14 protein-coding genes are annotated in these 14,880 nt (G+C 61.9%); 10 read left to right on the top strand and 4 right to left on the bottom strand.

The window, feature by feature from the left end; all coding sequences use genetic code 11:
* The 4 genes from ACV8MC_RS20605 to ACV8MC_RS20590 all read right to left on the bottom strand — a co-directional run bounded on the left by ACV8MC_RS20605 (position 1) and on the right by ACV8MC_RS20590 (position 4,145).
* Positions 1-1,041, bottom strand: coding sequence for an FUSC family protein (locus ACV8MC_RS20605; RefSeq protein ID WP_150742060.1), 1,041 nt, complete (start codon positions 1,039-1,041; stop codon positions 1-3).
* 57 nt (positions 1,042-1,098) lie between these two features.
* Positions 1,099-2,058 carry an HlyD family secretion protein gene (locus ACV8MC_RS20600; RefSeq protein WP_016774598.1) on the bottom strand — a complete coding sequence of 320 codons (960 nt, stop codon included), beginning with the start codon at positions 2,056-2,058 and terminating at the stop codon, positions 1,099-1,101.
* Between the two features lie 2 nt (positions 2,059-2,060).
* Positions 2,061-2,417 (bottom strand): DUF3302 domain-containing protein, encoded by a 357-nt coding sequence (locus ACV8MC_RS20595; RefSeq protein WP_150742061.1) that lies wholly within the window; start codon positions 2,415-2,417, stop codon positions 2,061-2,063.
* A 102-nt stretch (positions 2,418-2,519) separates the two neighbouring features.
* Positions 2,520-4,145 (bottom strand): NADP-dependent glyceraldehyde-3-phosphate dehydrogenase, encoded by a 1,626-nt coding sequence (locus ACV8MC_RS20590; RefSeq protein WP_457263268.1) that lies wholly within the window; start codon positions 4,143-4,145, stop codon positions 2,520-2,522.
* Between the two features lie 376 nt (positions 4,146-4,521).
* Between ACV8MC_RS20590 and ACV8MC_RS20585 the strand changes: the two genes are divergently transcribed.
* The 10 genes from ACV8MC_RS20585 to ACV8MC_RS20540 all read left to right on the top strand — a co-directional run bounded on the left by ACV8MC_RS20585 (position 4,522) and on the right by ACV8MC_RS20540 (position 14,679).
* On the top strand, positions 4,522-5,133 hold the full coding sequence (locus tag ACV8MC_RS20585; protein ID WP_095179898.1) for a transposase: 612 nt from the start codon (positions 4,522-4,524) through the stop codon (positions 5,131-5,133).
* A 54-nt stretch (positions 5,134-5,187) separates the two neighbouring features.
* Positions 5,188-6,786 (top strand): ShlB/FhaC/HecB family hemolysin secretion/activation protein, encoded by a 1,599-nt coding sequence (locus ACV8MC_RS20580; protein ID WP_056785742.1) that lies wholly within the window; start codon positions 5,188-5,190, stop codon positions 6,784-6,786.
* Between the two features lie 12 nt (positions 6,787-6,798).
* Positions 6,799-8,598, top strand: coding sequence for a DUF2341 domain-containing protein (locus tag ACV8MC_RS20575; protein WP_457263266.1), 1,800 nt, complete (start codon positions 6,799-6,801; stop codon positions 8,596-8,598).
* Between the two features lie 11 nt (positions 8,599-8,609).
* Positions 8,610-9,035, top strand: coding sequence for an ExbD/TolR family protein (locus ACV8MC_RS20570; protein ID WP_003201710.1), 426 nt, complete (start codon positions 8,610-8,612; stop codon positions 9,033-9,035).
* A gap of 3 nt (positions 9,036-9,038) precedes the next feature.
* The gene (locus ACV8MC_RS20565; protein ID WP_457263264.1) at positions 9,039-9,743 is read left to right on the top strand and encodes an energy transducer TonB family protein; all 705 of its coding nucleotides are present in this window, start codon (positions 9,039-9,041) and stop codon (positions 9,741-9,743) included.
* A gap of 39 nt (positions 9,744-9,782) precedes the next feature.
* Positions 9,783-11,480 carry a putative porin gene (locus ACV8MC_RS20560; protein ID WP_457263262.1) on the top strand — a complete coding sequence of 566 codons (1,698 nt, stop codon included), beginning with the start codon at positions 9,783-9,785 and terminating at the stop codon, positions 11,478-11,480.
* Positions 11,481-11,497: 17 nt separating this feature from the next.
* Entirely contained in the window at positions 11,498-12,127 is a 630-nt protein-coding gene (locus ACV8MC_RS20555; RefSeq protein ID WP_150635406.1) for a DNA repair protein, read from the top strand.
* A gap of 17 nt (positions 12,128-12,144) precedes the next feature.
* Positions 12,145-12,615, top strand: coding sequence for a YbjN domain-containing protein (locus ACV8MC_RS20550; RefSeq protein ID WP_236169736.1), 471 nt, complete (start codon positions 12,145-12,147; stop codon positions 12,613-12,615).
* Positions 12,612-13,553, top strand: a complete 942-nt coding sequence (locus ACV8MC_RS20545; RefSeq protein ID WP_457263259.1) for a peptidylprolyl isomerase — start codon at positions 12,612-12,614, stop codon at positions 13,551-13,553. The genes ACV8MC_RS20550 and ACV8MC_RS20545 overlap by 4 nt, the downstream gene beginning before the upstream one ends.
* A 145-nt stretch (positions 13,554-13,698) precedes the next feature.
* Positions 13,699-14,679, top strand: coding sequence for a substrate-binding domain-containing protein (locus ACV8MC_RS20540; RefSeq protein ID WP_457263257.1), 981 nt, complete (start codon positions 13,699-13,701; stop codon positions 14,677-14,679).
* Positions 14,680-14,880 lie beyond the last annotated feature (201 nt).

Here is a 14,880-nt window from a genome sequence, read left to right as displayed (position 1 = left end):
TCAGATGTTCCAGCGCGGTGCGGTCGCTGCCAAGCGCTGGCGCATCTCGCTGATATTGGCAGCGAGTTGTCGGGTCAGCATCCGGTAGCCGTCGAGCGTATTGGCAACTGGCGCGTCAAGGTTCGCTTCCGGGAGTTCCATCGGCCGCTCCAGCCGTTGCGAGGCACCGGTCTTCAAGGCGCGAGCCATCCCGATCAGTTGCACGCGAATCTGCCGGTGCTCAGCCTTCAGCGCCGTTTGCAAATGGGCTGTGGCCTGCGGGTCGCTGGCACTGGGACGGATATTACCGAGGATCTCCAGCGTGCTGATGCACATGCGCAGGTTGCGCTGAATCGCGTCGAGCTCGGTCATGGAGATTTTCACTTCCTTGGACACCGACGGCATCAGCGAACGTAATTGCACCATCACCGCGCCGAGCTTGCTCATCAGCCGCACGTGTTCGTCGGCGCTGACCGCTTCACCGTTGATGATGCGTCCGTACACCGTAGCGCAATCGCGCAAGGCATCGGCGAGGTTGTAACGCCACGAGTAGACCGCGTACAGCGGCAGGGCGAAGGAAAACGCCAGGGCGAGGGCGATGCCGATCAGGATGTCGACGCCGCGCCACAGTCCATCGGTGATCGGGTTGTCGCCATGCCCGGCGACGATGAACACGGTGATGGCCGAGAGCAGGGCGGTGTAGCCGCCCTTGCCAATCGCGTGATAGGAGAAAAAACCACAGACCACGGCCATGGAAAAGTAGGTCAGCCACGGCATGCCCAGCCAGGCGTGCTGCGCCACCAGTGCCAACCCGACTCCTGCACCGATCAAGGTACCGATGGCGCGCTCGGCGGCTTTTTTGCCGATGTTGCCGTGGTGCTGCAAACCGCCGATCACCACCAGCATGGTCACCGATGCCCATTCGCCGTGGGGCAGATTGATGCCAGTGGTCAGCAGAATCGTCGCCAACAATCCCAAGGCCACCCGCACGGAATGGATCAGTCGGGCGTGACGGTAGCGCCGATACGGGTCCAGTAACGGACGCAGGATACGGCGCAACAGCGGTGGCAGGCGGTGGGTGCTGTAAGTAGTCAGTGCGAACCTCGTGAGTCAGTCAAATCAGTGGAAGGGGAAAATGTAATTCATCCAGGCGGACATGCGCAGCAGGATTTTGCGCATCGCGCCGATGTGGTGAAAGTGCTGACTGTAAAGCGCCGCTTGTCCATACGCGCCGCCTGGCATGAGCGCGCTGTATTCGGCGAACGCCGGATCGGTTATCTCGATGATCACTGGCACCCGTCCGGCCGGTGGTGAGCCGGTGTAGCTGATCAGGGTGCCGGAAGGTTGCACCTGGCCCTCGGCTATCACCCCGATCACACTTTTCACCCGACCGGCGAAGACCTTGCCGGGAATGCCGTCGAAGGCGACTTCGGCCTCGTCGCCCACGGTCAGACGCAGCAGGCTGTTCTGACGCATCCAAGCGGCGAAGTACTGACCTTCCTGCGGGATAAACACCATCGACGGGCGCAGCGGCAGCTTGCTCGCCATCATCCCCGGTCGCAGCGAAACGTGGGTGACGAAGCCTTTGCTCGGTGCCCGAACCACGGTGTTGTCCAGCTCGAACTGCGCATTGTCCAGTTGCGCCTGCAGATCGTCGGTGCGGGCGATGGCCGCGTCCAGTTCACGCTGGGTGCCGAAGTTGCGGCGAATCAGTTCGGTGATGCGGTAGCGGTCGCCCTTGGCTGCAACCAGTTGCGCCTTGAGCGATTTCAGGCGGTTCTGGAAAGGCGTTGGATCGATGCGAAACAGCACGTCGCCTTTTTCCAGGGGTTCGTTGCCCTTTACCGGTACGTCGATCACCTGGCCACTGATGATCGGAATAACCGGCACCGAGACGAAGTAGGAGCGCGCCACCTCAGAATAGGGATGGTTGTAGTTCATGGTGAAAATCAGCGCGCCGATGATCAGCACGCCACCCAGGACAGCGGTGGGCACCGTCCATTTGTTCAGCGGAATGCGGAAGATCTTGAAAATCGCGACGCAGAGCGCGGCATACGTGAGGATGAGCAACAGATCCATGCTCAGATCCCCCGGCTGTCAGATTGCGGCGCAAGCGGCGACTGCGCTTCGAGCCGCTCGATCCGGGCTTGCAGCTCGACGACCTGCTGCTCCAGTTGATTGACGTGATTCTGAATGGGTTTGCCATCGCCGAACCCCCAACCACGATCCTCGCGATAGGCCATCGCCCAGATCCACAGAAACGGCCACAGCGCATGCAAGGTGAACAGGCTGACCCAGCCAGTGGCATGGATCGCGTCCTGATGCGGGTGGTTGCGGTGGACGGCGATCTCGTACGGAATGTCATGCAGCACGATAATCCCGTAAAACAGCACGAGACCGACAAAAACCAACAGACCCAATGCGAAGTAATCGAGCATGGTCAGCCTCCCGGGCATCCAGCAATGCTGGGCTCAGTGTAGTCACTGAATTGCCGGGTAGCTGACGGATCGGCAGGATCATTCAATCCTGCCGATCATCCGTCAAAAGATGTAATCGGTGGTCAGGAAACTCGAATCACGCCCGCGAATGATCTCGCTGATCAGGTCCTTATTGCTCTCCTGGAATTTGGTCGCCACCAGGGTGCGGATCGAAAACACTCGCAATGCATCGTGAACCGACAGCGTGCCTTCGGCGGAGTTTTTGCGGCCATTGAACGGGTAAGTGTCCGGGCCGCGCTGGCACTGGGCGTTGAGGTTGATCCGCCCGACCTGATTGGCAAAGGTGTCAACCAGCCGGCCGACCGCCACCGGGTTGGTGCCGAAGATGCTCAACTGCTGGCCGAAATCCGATTCCAGCACGTAGTCGATCACGGTATCGAGGTGGCGGTACGGCACGATGGGCACGACCGGGCCGAACTGTTCTTCCTGATACACGCGCATCTGCGGGTTCACCGGATACAGCACTGCCGGGTAGAAGAACGAGGCGTGGGACTCGCCACCATTCGGGTTGACCACCTGTGCGCCTTTGCTTTGCGCATCCGCGACCAGACCGTGCAGATAGTCGACTTTGCCCGACTCCGGCAGTGGCGTCAGCGCCACGCCGCTGTCCCACGGCATACCTGGTTTCAGCGTGGCCAGTCTGGCGTTGAATTTCTCGATGAAGCTGTCGACCACGTCTTCATGGACGAAGAGGATTTTCAGTGCGGTGCAGCGCTGACCATTGAACGACAGCGAGCCGGTGACCGCTTCGCTGACGGCGTTGTCGAGATCGACTTCGGGCAAAACGATTCCCGGGTTCTTTGCATCCAGACCGAGAGCGGCGCGCAAACGGTGTGGTTTCGGGTGCAGCTTCTTCAGGTCGCTGGCAGCCTTGTTGGTGCCGATGAAGGCGAAGATGTCGATCTTGCCGCTGGCCATCAAAGCACTGACAGTCTCGCGGCCGCTGCCGTAGATGACGTTGATCACGCCGCTCGGGAAGCTGTCGCGGAAGGCTTCGAGCAACGGGCGAATCAGCAGCACGCCGAGCTTGGCCGGTTTGAACACCACGGTGTTACCCATGATCAGTGCCGGAATCAGCGTGGTGAAGGTTTCGTTCAGCGGGTAGTTGTAAGGTCCCATGCACAAGGCGACGCCGAGCGGCACGCGGCGGATCTGCCCGAGGGTGTCCTGCTCCAGCTCGAAGCGGCTGGAGCGGCGGTCGAGTTCTTTCAATGCGTTGATGGTGTCAACGATGTAATCGCAGGTGCGATCGAACTCTTTTTCCGAGTCCTTGAGGTTCTTGCCGATCTCCCACATCAGCAGCTTGACCACGGCTTCGCGCTGCTCGCGCATGCGGCCGAGGAATGCTTCGACGTGCTGGATGCGTTCGGCCACGCGCATGGTTGGCCACAGGCCTTGGCCGCGATCGTAAGCGCGAACGGCAGCGTCGAGGGCGGTGAGGGCGGTGTCGGCATCCAGCAGCGGCGTGCTGCCGAGGATCACCTGTTCTGCACCGTTTGCGCTTTTCAGATAAACCGGGCTGCGCACCTGCGCGAGCGGGCCGTCCCAGCGGCGCAATTGGCCATCGACCAGGTATTCACGCTGCTCGACCTGAGCGTCGAGGCGATATTTTTCCGGGATGTCGCTGACCGAAGGGAACAGGTTGCCAAGGATGTTTGCTGTGGTCATGTCACTACCCTGTGTTGAAGTCGGCGTGCCGATTGAAAGTCTTGTGAAGGTTATACGCCTGAACGGGCCGGGATTTAACCCCGTGAATGTCACGCGAATGTCACGCAACGGTGCAACCACAGTCCACCTTGTGGGAGCGAGCCTGCTCGCGAAGGCGGCGGCACATCCAACATCCTCATCGCCTGACACAGCGCTTTCGCGAGCAGGCTCGCTCCCACGGTCGATCATCTACATCCGTCAATCCATCTTCGGTAATGAAGCTTTTATGACAAAAGTTCGGTAGCCCTTTGCCAGTCCGGTCATGCCTGTGTAACGCGCTTGAGGGGCCTTTCGGGGCGCACTTTGCAAGCCGAGGCGGGACGCCGGGAGTGAGGCAATGGGGACTATGGAACGCTATTCGAAAGTGGGCATGCAGGAGCTCGATCAACGCCTGTCGAAGATCGTCGAAGCCGCGCGCAAGAAGCCGGTTTCGGTGTATCGCTACGGCGCGCCGTGGGTCTGGATCGTCTCGCAGGATGACTGGCAGGGCGCTTTGAAAGAAGTGTCCAGCTACATTCCGCCGGGCCATTCGCTGGTGTTGCTGCGCCCGCAGATCGACGATCTGCTCGACGCCCACCAGGACCTGCTGCGCGACCTCAACGCCGCGCCCGGCATGCTCATTCCCGCGCAGACGGTGATGCACATCCTGCTCCTGCAATTGCTGTATTCGGTGCCCAGCGAACAGCAGCTCTATGAACAGCTCAATTACAACCTGCTGTTCCGCTGGTTCGTCGGTCTTGGCCTGAACCAGAAGGTCTGGAGTTTCACCGCCCTCAGCCGTGACATCGCCACGCTGCTCAACGAGCCGCGCGCGGTGCTGCTGATTCAGAAAATCATCGGCGAAGTGTTCTGCGGTGCCTTGCTGCAAATGCCCGAGTTCTCGCTGAACTTTGCGCTGTTGCACACCTGGCTGGGCAAGCACGCCTGCGCCACAACGATCAGCAATTGACGCAGCACACCGGGCGCTAACGCCCACAGGTCATCGCGAATTTCAGGGGGTAATGTGGAACGGATTTTCACGTCACGGCTGGCGCTGTGGGGCTGGCTGCTGGTGACGGCGGGCGCGCAGCCAGCGCTGGCCGAGGAGGGCACAGAAGCGCCCGCCGCGCAGCGACTGGTCGACGTCAACGAATACTTCGTGCGCGGCAACACCGTGCTTGATGCGCGGGCGATCGAAGAAGCGGTGTACCCGTTTCTCGGCCCGCAGAAAGCCTTGAGCGACATCGAAGGCGCCCGCGATGCGTTGCAGAAGGCCTACCAGGAACGCGGCTATCAATCGGTGTTTGTCGAGCTGCCAGAGCAGGCCGTGGCCGATGGCATCGTCTATCTGCAAGTCAGCGAAACCAAGGTCGGCCGGGTGCGCGTGGTCGGCGCCAAACACTATTCGCCGCTGGACATTCGCGACAACGTCCCGGCGCTGAAAGAAGGCGAGGTGCCGGACTTCGCCAAAGTCCAGGGCGAACTCGCGCAACTTAACAAGACTCCCGGTCGCCAGGTCATGCCGCTGGTGCGCGAAGGGCAGCGCCCCGGCACCATGGATGTCGATTTGCAGGTCGAAGACCAGAACCCGTGGACGGCCAGCGTCGGCCTCAATAACGACTACAGCGCCGACACCGAAAAGCTGCGCAGCGTCGCCAGTCTCGGTTACAACAACCTTTGGCAGCTCGGTCACAGCGTCAACCTGACGTTCTTCACCGCGCCGCAGGAAACCGACAACGCCAAGGTCTGGTCCGGGTCCTACACCGCGCCGCTGAGCGAGCGCTGGAGCGTGCAATTCTCCGGTTACCAGTCCGACAGCAACGTCGCCACCATCGGCGGCAGCAACGTGCTCGGCAAGGGTCACAGCTACGGCGTCGCGGCAATTTACACGCTGCCCTCGAGCGGCAATTGGTCGAACTCGCTGTCGGCCGGCATCGACTTCAAGGACTTCGACGAGCGCCTGAGCCTGTCCGGCGAAAGCGACAAGGTGCCGCTCAAATATGCACCGTTCACCTTCGCTTACAACGGCTATCGCTACAGCGAAAAGAGCCAGCTCGGTCTCGGTCTGAGTCTGGTTGCCGCCACGCGCAGCGTGTTCGGCTACGGCAGCGACGACGAAGACTTCGACTACAAACGCTATCGCGCCAAACCGGGTTTCGCCGTGCTCAAGGGCGACACCAACTACACCTGGACCTTCGACAGCGACTGGCAGAGCGCAAGCAAAGCCGCATTCCAACTCGCCTCGGGGCCGCTGGTTTCCAACGAACAATTCTCCGCCGGCGGTGCCACTTCGGTGCGCGGCTATCTCGCTGCCGAGCGCACCGCCGATGACGGCTACTTGCTCAGCCAGGAATTGCGCACACCGTCGCTGGCGAAATTCGCCGGCACGTGGATGCAGGACTGGCGCTTCTATGCCTTCGCCGAAGGTGCGCAGCTGTACCTGCGCGACGAACTGCCGGACCAGGATGCCAATTACGCCCTGGCCAGCGTCGGCCTCGGCACCCGCGCCAGCCTCAGTAAATGGCTGTCCGGCAGCCTCGACTGGGGCTACCCGCTACTCGAAGGGCCGAACACCTCAAAGCAGGAATCGCGCCTGCACTTCAACCTTCAAGCCACTTTCTAACGGAGCACGTCCATGCAACGCCTTCTCCTTTCGTTGTTGATCTGCCTGGGCTTCGTGCTCCCGGCCACGGCTCAGGCCTGGTGGCAGGACGACTGGCATTACCGCAAACAGATCGCCGTCGACACCACGCCACAAGGCGCGGCGATCAATCAGGCCCTCGGCCGCACCGCGCTGCTGGTGCGCCTGCACACCGGCAACTTCACCTTCGACGGCGTGAAAGAGGACGGCTCCGATCTGCGCTTTGTCGCTGCCGATGACAAAACCGTGCTCAACCACCAGATCGAGAGTTTCGATGCGCTGATGGGCATGGCGCTGATCTGGGTCGATGTGCCGAATGTCGAGGGCGGTCAGCGTCAGGACATCTGGATGTATTACGGCAACCAGAAAGCCCCGGCTACCGGCAACGGCCAACTGACTTTCGATCCGAATTACACCGCGCTGTATCACTTCGACGGCGCCACCGGCACCCCGGCGAAAGACACCACGGCGTACGGCAACACCGCGCAAAGCGCGACCGGCACAGCGATCGATGGCGTCGTCGGCCGTGCCTTGCAGTTCAGCGGTCAGCCGTTGTTGCTGCCGGCCAGTCCGTCGCTGCAACACAACGCTGGTAGCGCGTTCACTTTCAGCGCCTGGCTGCGTCTGGATCAGGCCACTGGCGAGCAACTGATCCTGGCTCGGCGCGAAGGCATGCAAAGTCTGCTGATCGGTGTCAGCCAAGGCCTGCCGTTCGTGGAAATCGACGGCCAGCGCGCTGCCGCCACGCAAGCTCTGGCTCCTTCGCAATGGCAGCACGTTGCGCTGACTGCCGAGGGCTCGAAAGTCACGCTGTACGTCAACGGTCGCGAGAGTGCTGCGTTGGCCCAGGCGATGCCGGCGTTCAACTCGGTCATGGCCATCGGCGCTGATCTGCAGGAAGGCGCGTTCCAGCCATTCGCTGGCGCCATTGATGAACTGCGCCTGTCGAAGGTCGCCCGTCCGGCCGCGCTGTTGCTGGCGGATGCCACCTCGCAAGGCGCCGAGTCGAAACTGGTCGCTTACGGCGTCGATGAAGAACAATCCGGCTTCGGTTTCGGCAGCCTCGGCTTCCTCCTTAACGCGGTGCCCATCGACGCTTGGGTGATCATCGCCGTGCTGGTGCTGATGATGTTCCAGTCGTGGATCATCATGCTGCGCAAGAACCGCAGCCTCAGTCGCGTCACTGCGGCCAACGAAGACTTTCGCGTGCAATTCGCCAAGGTCGGCACGCGTCTGGAGATGTTCGCCGACGACGCGCAACTGGCTCAACGTCTGCAGCATTCGTCGCTGTGGCGCCTGTATCTGGTGGCAGTCAAAGAGATCCGCACCCGCCGCGAGCAGGGCGCCGATACCTCGTCGGTTTCCGCCGCGACCATCGAAGCCATTCGCTGCTCCATGGACGGCGTGCGCACCCGCGAGAACCAGCAACTGAGTTCGAAACTCTCGACCCTGTCCAACGCCATCGCCGGCGGCCCGTACATCGGCCTGCTCGGTACGGTGCTGGGGATCATGGTGGTGTTCCTCGGCACGGCAATGGCCGGCGACGTCAACATCAACGCCATCGCGCCGGGCATGGCCGCAGCACTGCTCGCCACAGCGATGGGCCTGTTCGTCGCGATCCCGGCGCTGTTTGGCTACAACCGCCTGATCACCCGCAACAAGGAAGTCAGCGCCGACATGCGCGTGTTCGTCGACGAGTTCATCACTCGTCTGGCGGAGATGCATGGCGAGAGCCAGTTCAGTGAGGCGTCGCACCAGCGCGGCCATCACGCCAACCACTCCGTACCGGCCTGAGGAGCACTGCCATGGCGTCCGTAAATGCCTCCCACGACGATGATGACGATGCCGCAGTCGACAGCATCAACATCACCCCACTGGTCGATGTGCTGATGGTGGTGCTGGTGATGTTCATCCTCACCGCCACCGCGCAGGTCTCCGGGATCCAGATCAACCTGCCCAAGGCCAGCGCTTCGGTGTCGCTGTCGGAGGCCAAGACCAAGGCGATCTCGGTCAACGACGGCGGCCAGGTGTTCCTCGATGCCTATCCGGTCACTTTGGCCGAGCTGGAAGAGCGCCTGCGCATCGAGAAAGCACAGAGTCCGGATTTCCCGGTGATCGTGCGCGGCGATGCGACGGTGCAGTACCAGAAAGTCATCGAAGTGCTCGACCTGCTGCGCCGGCTCGAACTGTCCCAGGTCGGTCTCGTCACCGGCAAACCGAGTCAGGGCTGAGTCATGACCGCACAACTCCCGATCGAACCGCCGCCCGTGAAAAAGTCGCCGTTGCGTTATGTGAAGTGGGGCGCCGGATTGCTGGTCGGCGCACTCGCCGCGTGGTTCCTCTGGCAGTGGGCCAACGACATGGCCGGCATGCGTCGCGAAGCGCCGAAGGTGCCGACGATCATTCCGTTGCCGCCACCGCCACCACCGCCGCCGGAGAAACCGCCAGAGCCGGAAACGCCGGTGGAAGAAAAAGTCGTCGAGCCCGAGCCAACGCCTGAGCCGGAGGAGGTCAAGCCTGAAGAAGAAGCACCGCCATCGCCGGCGGACGATCTGGCCAACCCGATGCAAATGGACGGCGACGCGCAGGCCGGCAGCGACGCTTTCAACATCGGCGCGGGCAAGGGCGGCGGCATGGCCGGTGCCGGCGGCGGGCGTTTGGGTACGGGCACGTACAGCCAGTTTCTCGCGTTCACCTTCCAGCGTTTGCTGCGCGAGAACCCCGAGCTGCGCAACCTCGCGTTCTCGCTGCAGGCCGATGTCTGGCTGAGCAGCGTCGGCGAGATCACCCGTGTCGAACTGATCAAGTCCAGCGGCAACCCGCAAATCGATACCCAGGTGCTGGCCGCTTTACGCGGTGCGCCAGCGCTCAGCGAAAGGCCTCCGGCCTCCATCACTTTGCCCGTGCGCCTGTCCCTGCAAGGGCGGCGTCCGGGTTAATTCACTTATTTAAGCTTTGGCAAAAGGAGTTGTGTGCAGATGATTTCCAACGTGAATCGATTGTCCCTGGCGGTCGGCATGGTCATTGCGACCCTGGTCGGTCAGGCGATGGCAGCGCCTGCGCCTTCGGAGAACGCCACGATCAATCTGATCCGCTTGCTGGTCGAGCAGGGCATTCTGAAACAGGACAAGGCCGACGCGCTGATCGCCCAGGCCCAGAACGAAGCGGCGCAGGCCAAGCAGGCTGCCGCGTCCACTGCCGTAGCGGCCGGGCCGGTCGCCGCGCCGGGGGATGTGCGCGTGCAATACGTGCCGGCAGCGGTGCGCGACCAGATCCGCGATCAGGTCAAAGCCGAGGTCATGGCCACCGCCAAACAGGAAAACTGGGCAGCACCGAATACCTTCCCGGACTGGGCCTCGCGCATCAGCTTCGACGGCGACATTCGCCTGCGAGACGAATCGCGTTACTACTCGGGCAACAACAGCAACGAAATCGTCGACTTCGCCAAGCTCAACAACAATGGCCCGTACGACGTGAATCCCAACAGCAGCACCAGTCTGCCGCCGTTGCTCAATACCCGCGAAGACCGCGAAAACCTCTTTCGCCTGCGCGCACGCCTGGGCATGAAAGCGCTGATCTCCGAGGAATGGACCGCCGGCATTCGCATCGGCACCGGTTCGGACAACAATCCGGTATCGACCACGCAGAACCTCGGCGGCGGCTTCGCCAAGAAGGACATCTGGCTCGATCAGGGCTATCTGACCTGGAAGCCAATGGACGAATTGACTCTGACCGGCGGGCGCTTCGCCAACCCGTTCATGTCCACCGACATGCTCTATTCCAATGACCTGAATTTCGACGGTGTGGCGGCGATTTTCGATCACAAGCTCAACCGCGATTGGAGCGTGTTCGGCACGGTCGGCGCGTTCCCCGTGGACTACACCAACGACACCTCCAGCAGCAACGGTTTCGACAAGGAAGAGAGCGACAACAAGTGGCTGTACGGCGCGCAGCTCGGCGCGAAATGGGCGATCAATAGCAACAACCGCCTCAAAGGCGCGCTGGCCTATTACCGCTTCGACGATATTCAGGGCCAGCGCTCCAGCCCCTGCGAACCGTGGGCCGGCGCGCCGGGTTGCGACAGCGACGGCACCCGCGCGGCGTTCATGCAGAAGGGCAACAGCGTGTTCCTGCTGCGTGACATCACGCCGAACCCGCTAAATCCGAGCGCCACGCCGCAGCCGCAATTCGTCGGGCTTGCGTCCGAATTCAACCTGCTCGATCTCAACGTCGTGTGGGACGCCGACCTGCCGCAGGACTTCAAACTGCGCAGCCAGGGCAACTACATCCACAACCTCAGCTACGACGAGGGCGACATGCGCAAGCGCTCCGCCGGGCAGATCGTCAACAACCTCGACAGCAACGGCGAGATCGAAAGCGGCGCCAATGCGTGGATGGTGCAGTTCACCCTCGGCAACGCGCTGGACCTCAAGCGCAAGGGCGACTGGAACCTGTTCGCCGGCTACAAGTACATCCAGCCGGACGCCTTGCCGGACGGCTTCAACGACTCGTCGTTCCACCTCGGCGGCACCAACGCCAAGGGCTATTTCATGGGCGGCAACTACGGCCTGGCGAAGAACGTTTCCGCCACGGGTCGCTGGATGAGCACCGAAGCGGTGTACGGCGCGCCGTTCGACATCGACGTCTTGCAGCTTGAGATCAACACGCGCTTCTAAGGCGCCGGGAGAGCTTTATGAACACGCGTTTTCTCGCGCTGGGCCTGGGTTTGTTGATTGCCACCGGGGCGAGCGCCGAAGGCATGGAAGAACGCTTGCGCACGCAATTGCGCAGCACCACCCAGCAATTGCAGGCCCTGCAAAGCCAACAGGCCCAGGCCAGCGCCGCGCAACTGGCGGCGCAGAACGAAGTCAAGGCAGCCCAGGCGCAAATCAAGCAATTGACCGCCGAACTGGCCAAGGCCAAAGGCCTCGCCGAGCAACTCGCCGGGCAGCAACAGAGCCTGCACAGCCAGGCTCAGGCGCAAGTGGCGGCCAGTGCCGAGCAAACCGGCAAGTTCAAAAAAGCCTATGACGAATTGCTGGTCCTCGCTCGCGGCAAGGAAGCGGAACGCTCGAAGCTGCAAGCACAACTGGCGGAACGTGACACACAAGTGCAGCAATGTTCAGCAAAGAATCAGCAAATGTACGGCGTCGCCAAACAGATCCTCACGGCCTACGAAAACATCGACGTCGCCGAAGTGATGAAGATCCGCCAGCCCTTCGCCGGCAGCGCCCGGGTCAAGTTCGATGAACTGGCCCAGGGCTTCGGCGACGAGCTGTACAAGACCCAATTCGACGCGCCGCAAGCGGCGATCGCTCACTGATAGCAAGGAAGAAAGCCATGACTCAATTGATCACCCACGTTTCCCCGCAATCGCTGACCGACGTCCTCCAGGCCGCTGGTTATCGCGTCAACCAGAGTGAACAGAACGGCATCGTCCAGTTGCTCAGCGCCAGTCAGGGCATCGGCTACGCCGTGCGCTTCGGCAACCCGGCGGTGGAGCAGGGCAGCTTTGTTGATTTCACCTTCAGCTGTGCGCTGCGCGTGCAGGGCGACTTGCCCCAGGGCGTGGCCGAGCAGTGGAACGCGACGCGGCGGTTTGCACGGTTGTCGTTGCAGGGCGAGTTTCTGCTGATGGAAATGGACGTGGTCGTGGCCGCAGGGGTGAGCAACGAGCACCTGCGCGGCAATCTGGAGTTGTGGGATCGCCTGTTGCAGGAATTCATCGTTTACCTGCGCGATTTCAGCCAGACCGCTGCTGTGCAAGCCGCCAAGTCCGCTGTCGCCGAAGCAGAGGAAGCCGCGCTGTGAAAAAGCCTGCCATGGTGATCGGCGCCGGAGCGCTGGCGTTGTTGGTGGTGGCCGTGGCGCTGGTGCTGCGACCGGGCAGTGATCCGGTCGCCGCCCAGCAGCCGTCGCCGTTGCCGGCGGTTGCAGCCGGGCCAGCGGTCGCGCGGTTGGGCAATCAGCAGGTTTCGCCAGAGGAATTGCAGGCGCTGCTGGCCACCGTCCCGGCGCAAACCCGCGAGCAATTGCGCGGCAACCGTGAGGCACTGGAGCGCTGGATTCGTGCGCGGCTGGCCGAGAAAGCGGTGCTGGAACAGGCCGATGCGCAGGGTTGGGCGCAGCGTCCGGACGTCGCCCGGCAGACTCGCGCAGCGACTGAGCAAATCGTGTTTCGTGATTACTTGCGCTCGGTGAGTCAGGTGCCGGCGGAGTATCCAAGCGCAGCTGAATTGCAGCAGGCGTACGACGCCGGCAAGGCCAATTGGCAGACGCCGCCGATGTACCGGGTCAGTCAGATTTTCCTTGGCGTCAGTGACGCAGCGAATGTGGAAACGGTGCGCAAACAAGCCGCTGAATTGAGCAAGAAGGCGCAATCAGCACCGGCTGATTTTGCGGCGCTCGCTACGCAATATTCGCAGGATCGCGTCACGGCAGAGCGGGGCGGTGATACCGGCCTGCAACCGTTGCAACAACTGGTGCCGGAAGTGCGTGGCGCCGTGGCGCGGCTCAAGGTGGGCGCCGTGTCTGATCCGGTGCAAAGCGCCGCCGGTTTCCACGTGATCAAGCTCACCGAACAACAACCGGCCCGCACCGCGACGCTGGAGGAACTGCGCGACCAACTGGCCCAGGCCCTGCGCGCGCAACGCCAGGAACAGATCGCCCAGGCTTATCTGGACGGCATGCTCAACACCGCCACCCTCAGCATCGACGGCGCCGAACTGAACAAAGTGATAGGTAACTGACACACGGTGTTTCTGTAGGAGCTGTCGAGTGAAACGAGGCTGCGATCTGTTGATTTTGCTTTTAAAGATTAAAAGATCGCAGCGTGCCGCAGCTCCTACAAAGATTTGCGTAACGACACCACATTAGATCGACAGGGAGTCATCAATGTCATTCACCGAACCCGCAGGACGCTCGGGCACTGCTGATTTCCAATCGCCCCCATCCCGCTCCGAACCCTGGCTAAACCAGGCCGCGACCATCGACAGCGAAGTCGCCCAATACTTCCTGGTCAGTGCTCGCTGCGGCTGCTTCATGCAAGCCGCGCGCAGCCTCAACGTGCGCTCAACTGTATTGCGCAAACAACTCGCGCAACTCGAACAGCAACTGCAACGCAGCCTGTTCAGCTTCCAGGGCAGCGCCCTCAGCCTGACCCGCGAAGGCCAACAGTTGCAGGCCCGACTCATCACCCTGGCCCACGAACGCAAACTCCCGGTCATCGAACAGCCACTGATCCGCCTCGCCGTCGCCGCATCCATCCTCCACGACATCCTTGGCCGCGACCTCATCGCATTGCTGCGCCGCAACGCCAGCCTGCGTCTGGAAATTATTGCTCTGGATAGCGAACTGGCCTTGCGTGCGGTCAGCGCCGACATTGTCCTGTGGCTTGCTCCTGGCGAATGCCCAAATCCCGGCCCGACCTTTTCCACTAGCGAACCGCAACACCTCGCGCGGATCGAGTATCTGCCGCACATTGCCAAGCGCTATTCGCGGGTGACAGCTAGACCGGAAACGCCGGAAGATCTGGCTGATTTCATGTTGGTGCAATGGCAGCATGACCGACAGGTTGAGAGCTTTCGGCCGTGGAATGAGTTGGTGGAGGAGAGGTTGGCTGGGGTGGTGCAGATGCAGTCTTATGAATTGATGCTGGAGATGATTCGCTGCAGCGCGTGCATCGGGTTGCTGCCGGCATACATGAGCCGCTTCGACCGTGGCCTCATCGCACTGCCCGGATTATTCGCCGAACCGATGCAGCTACACGCGTGGCTCGCCGTCAACACCGACTCGCAAAACTCCCCCGAAATCAAAACCCTCATCGACCTCATCCAGCAAACCTTCAACGAACGCCACGAATGGTTCCAGCCTTAACCCGCCCCCGTGTAGGAGTGAGCCTGCTCGCGAAAGCAATCCGCCAGTCGAAGCCTCAGTGACTGACCCACCGCCTTCGCGAGCAGGCTCGCTCCCACAGGAATCTTCATTGCTTACGCGTTGATCGTTCCCACGCTCCGCGTGGGAATGCAGCCCAGGACGCTCTGCGTCCCCACCAGAGCTGGAACGCGGAGCGTCCCT

This window comes from Pseudomonas sp. PK-RTE-24 (genome assembly GCF_054052265.1).
The sequence above is the reverse complement of the archived record's forward strand: the minus strand, read 5'-3'. Positions and strand labels throughout refer to the sequence as shown.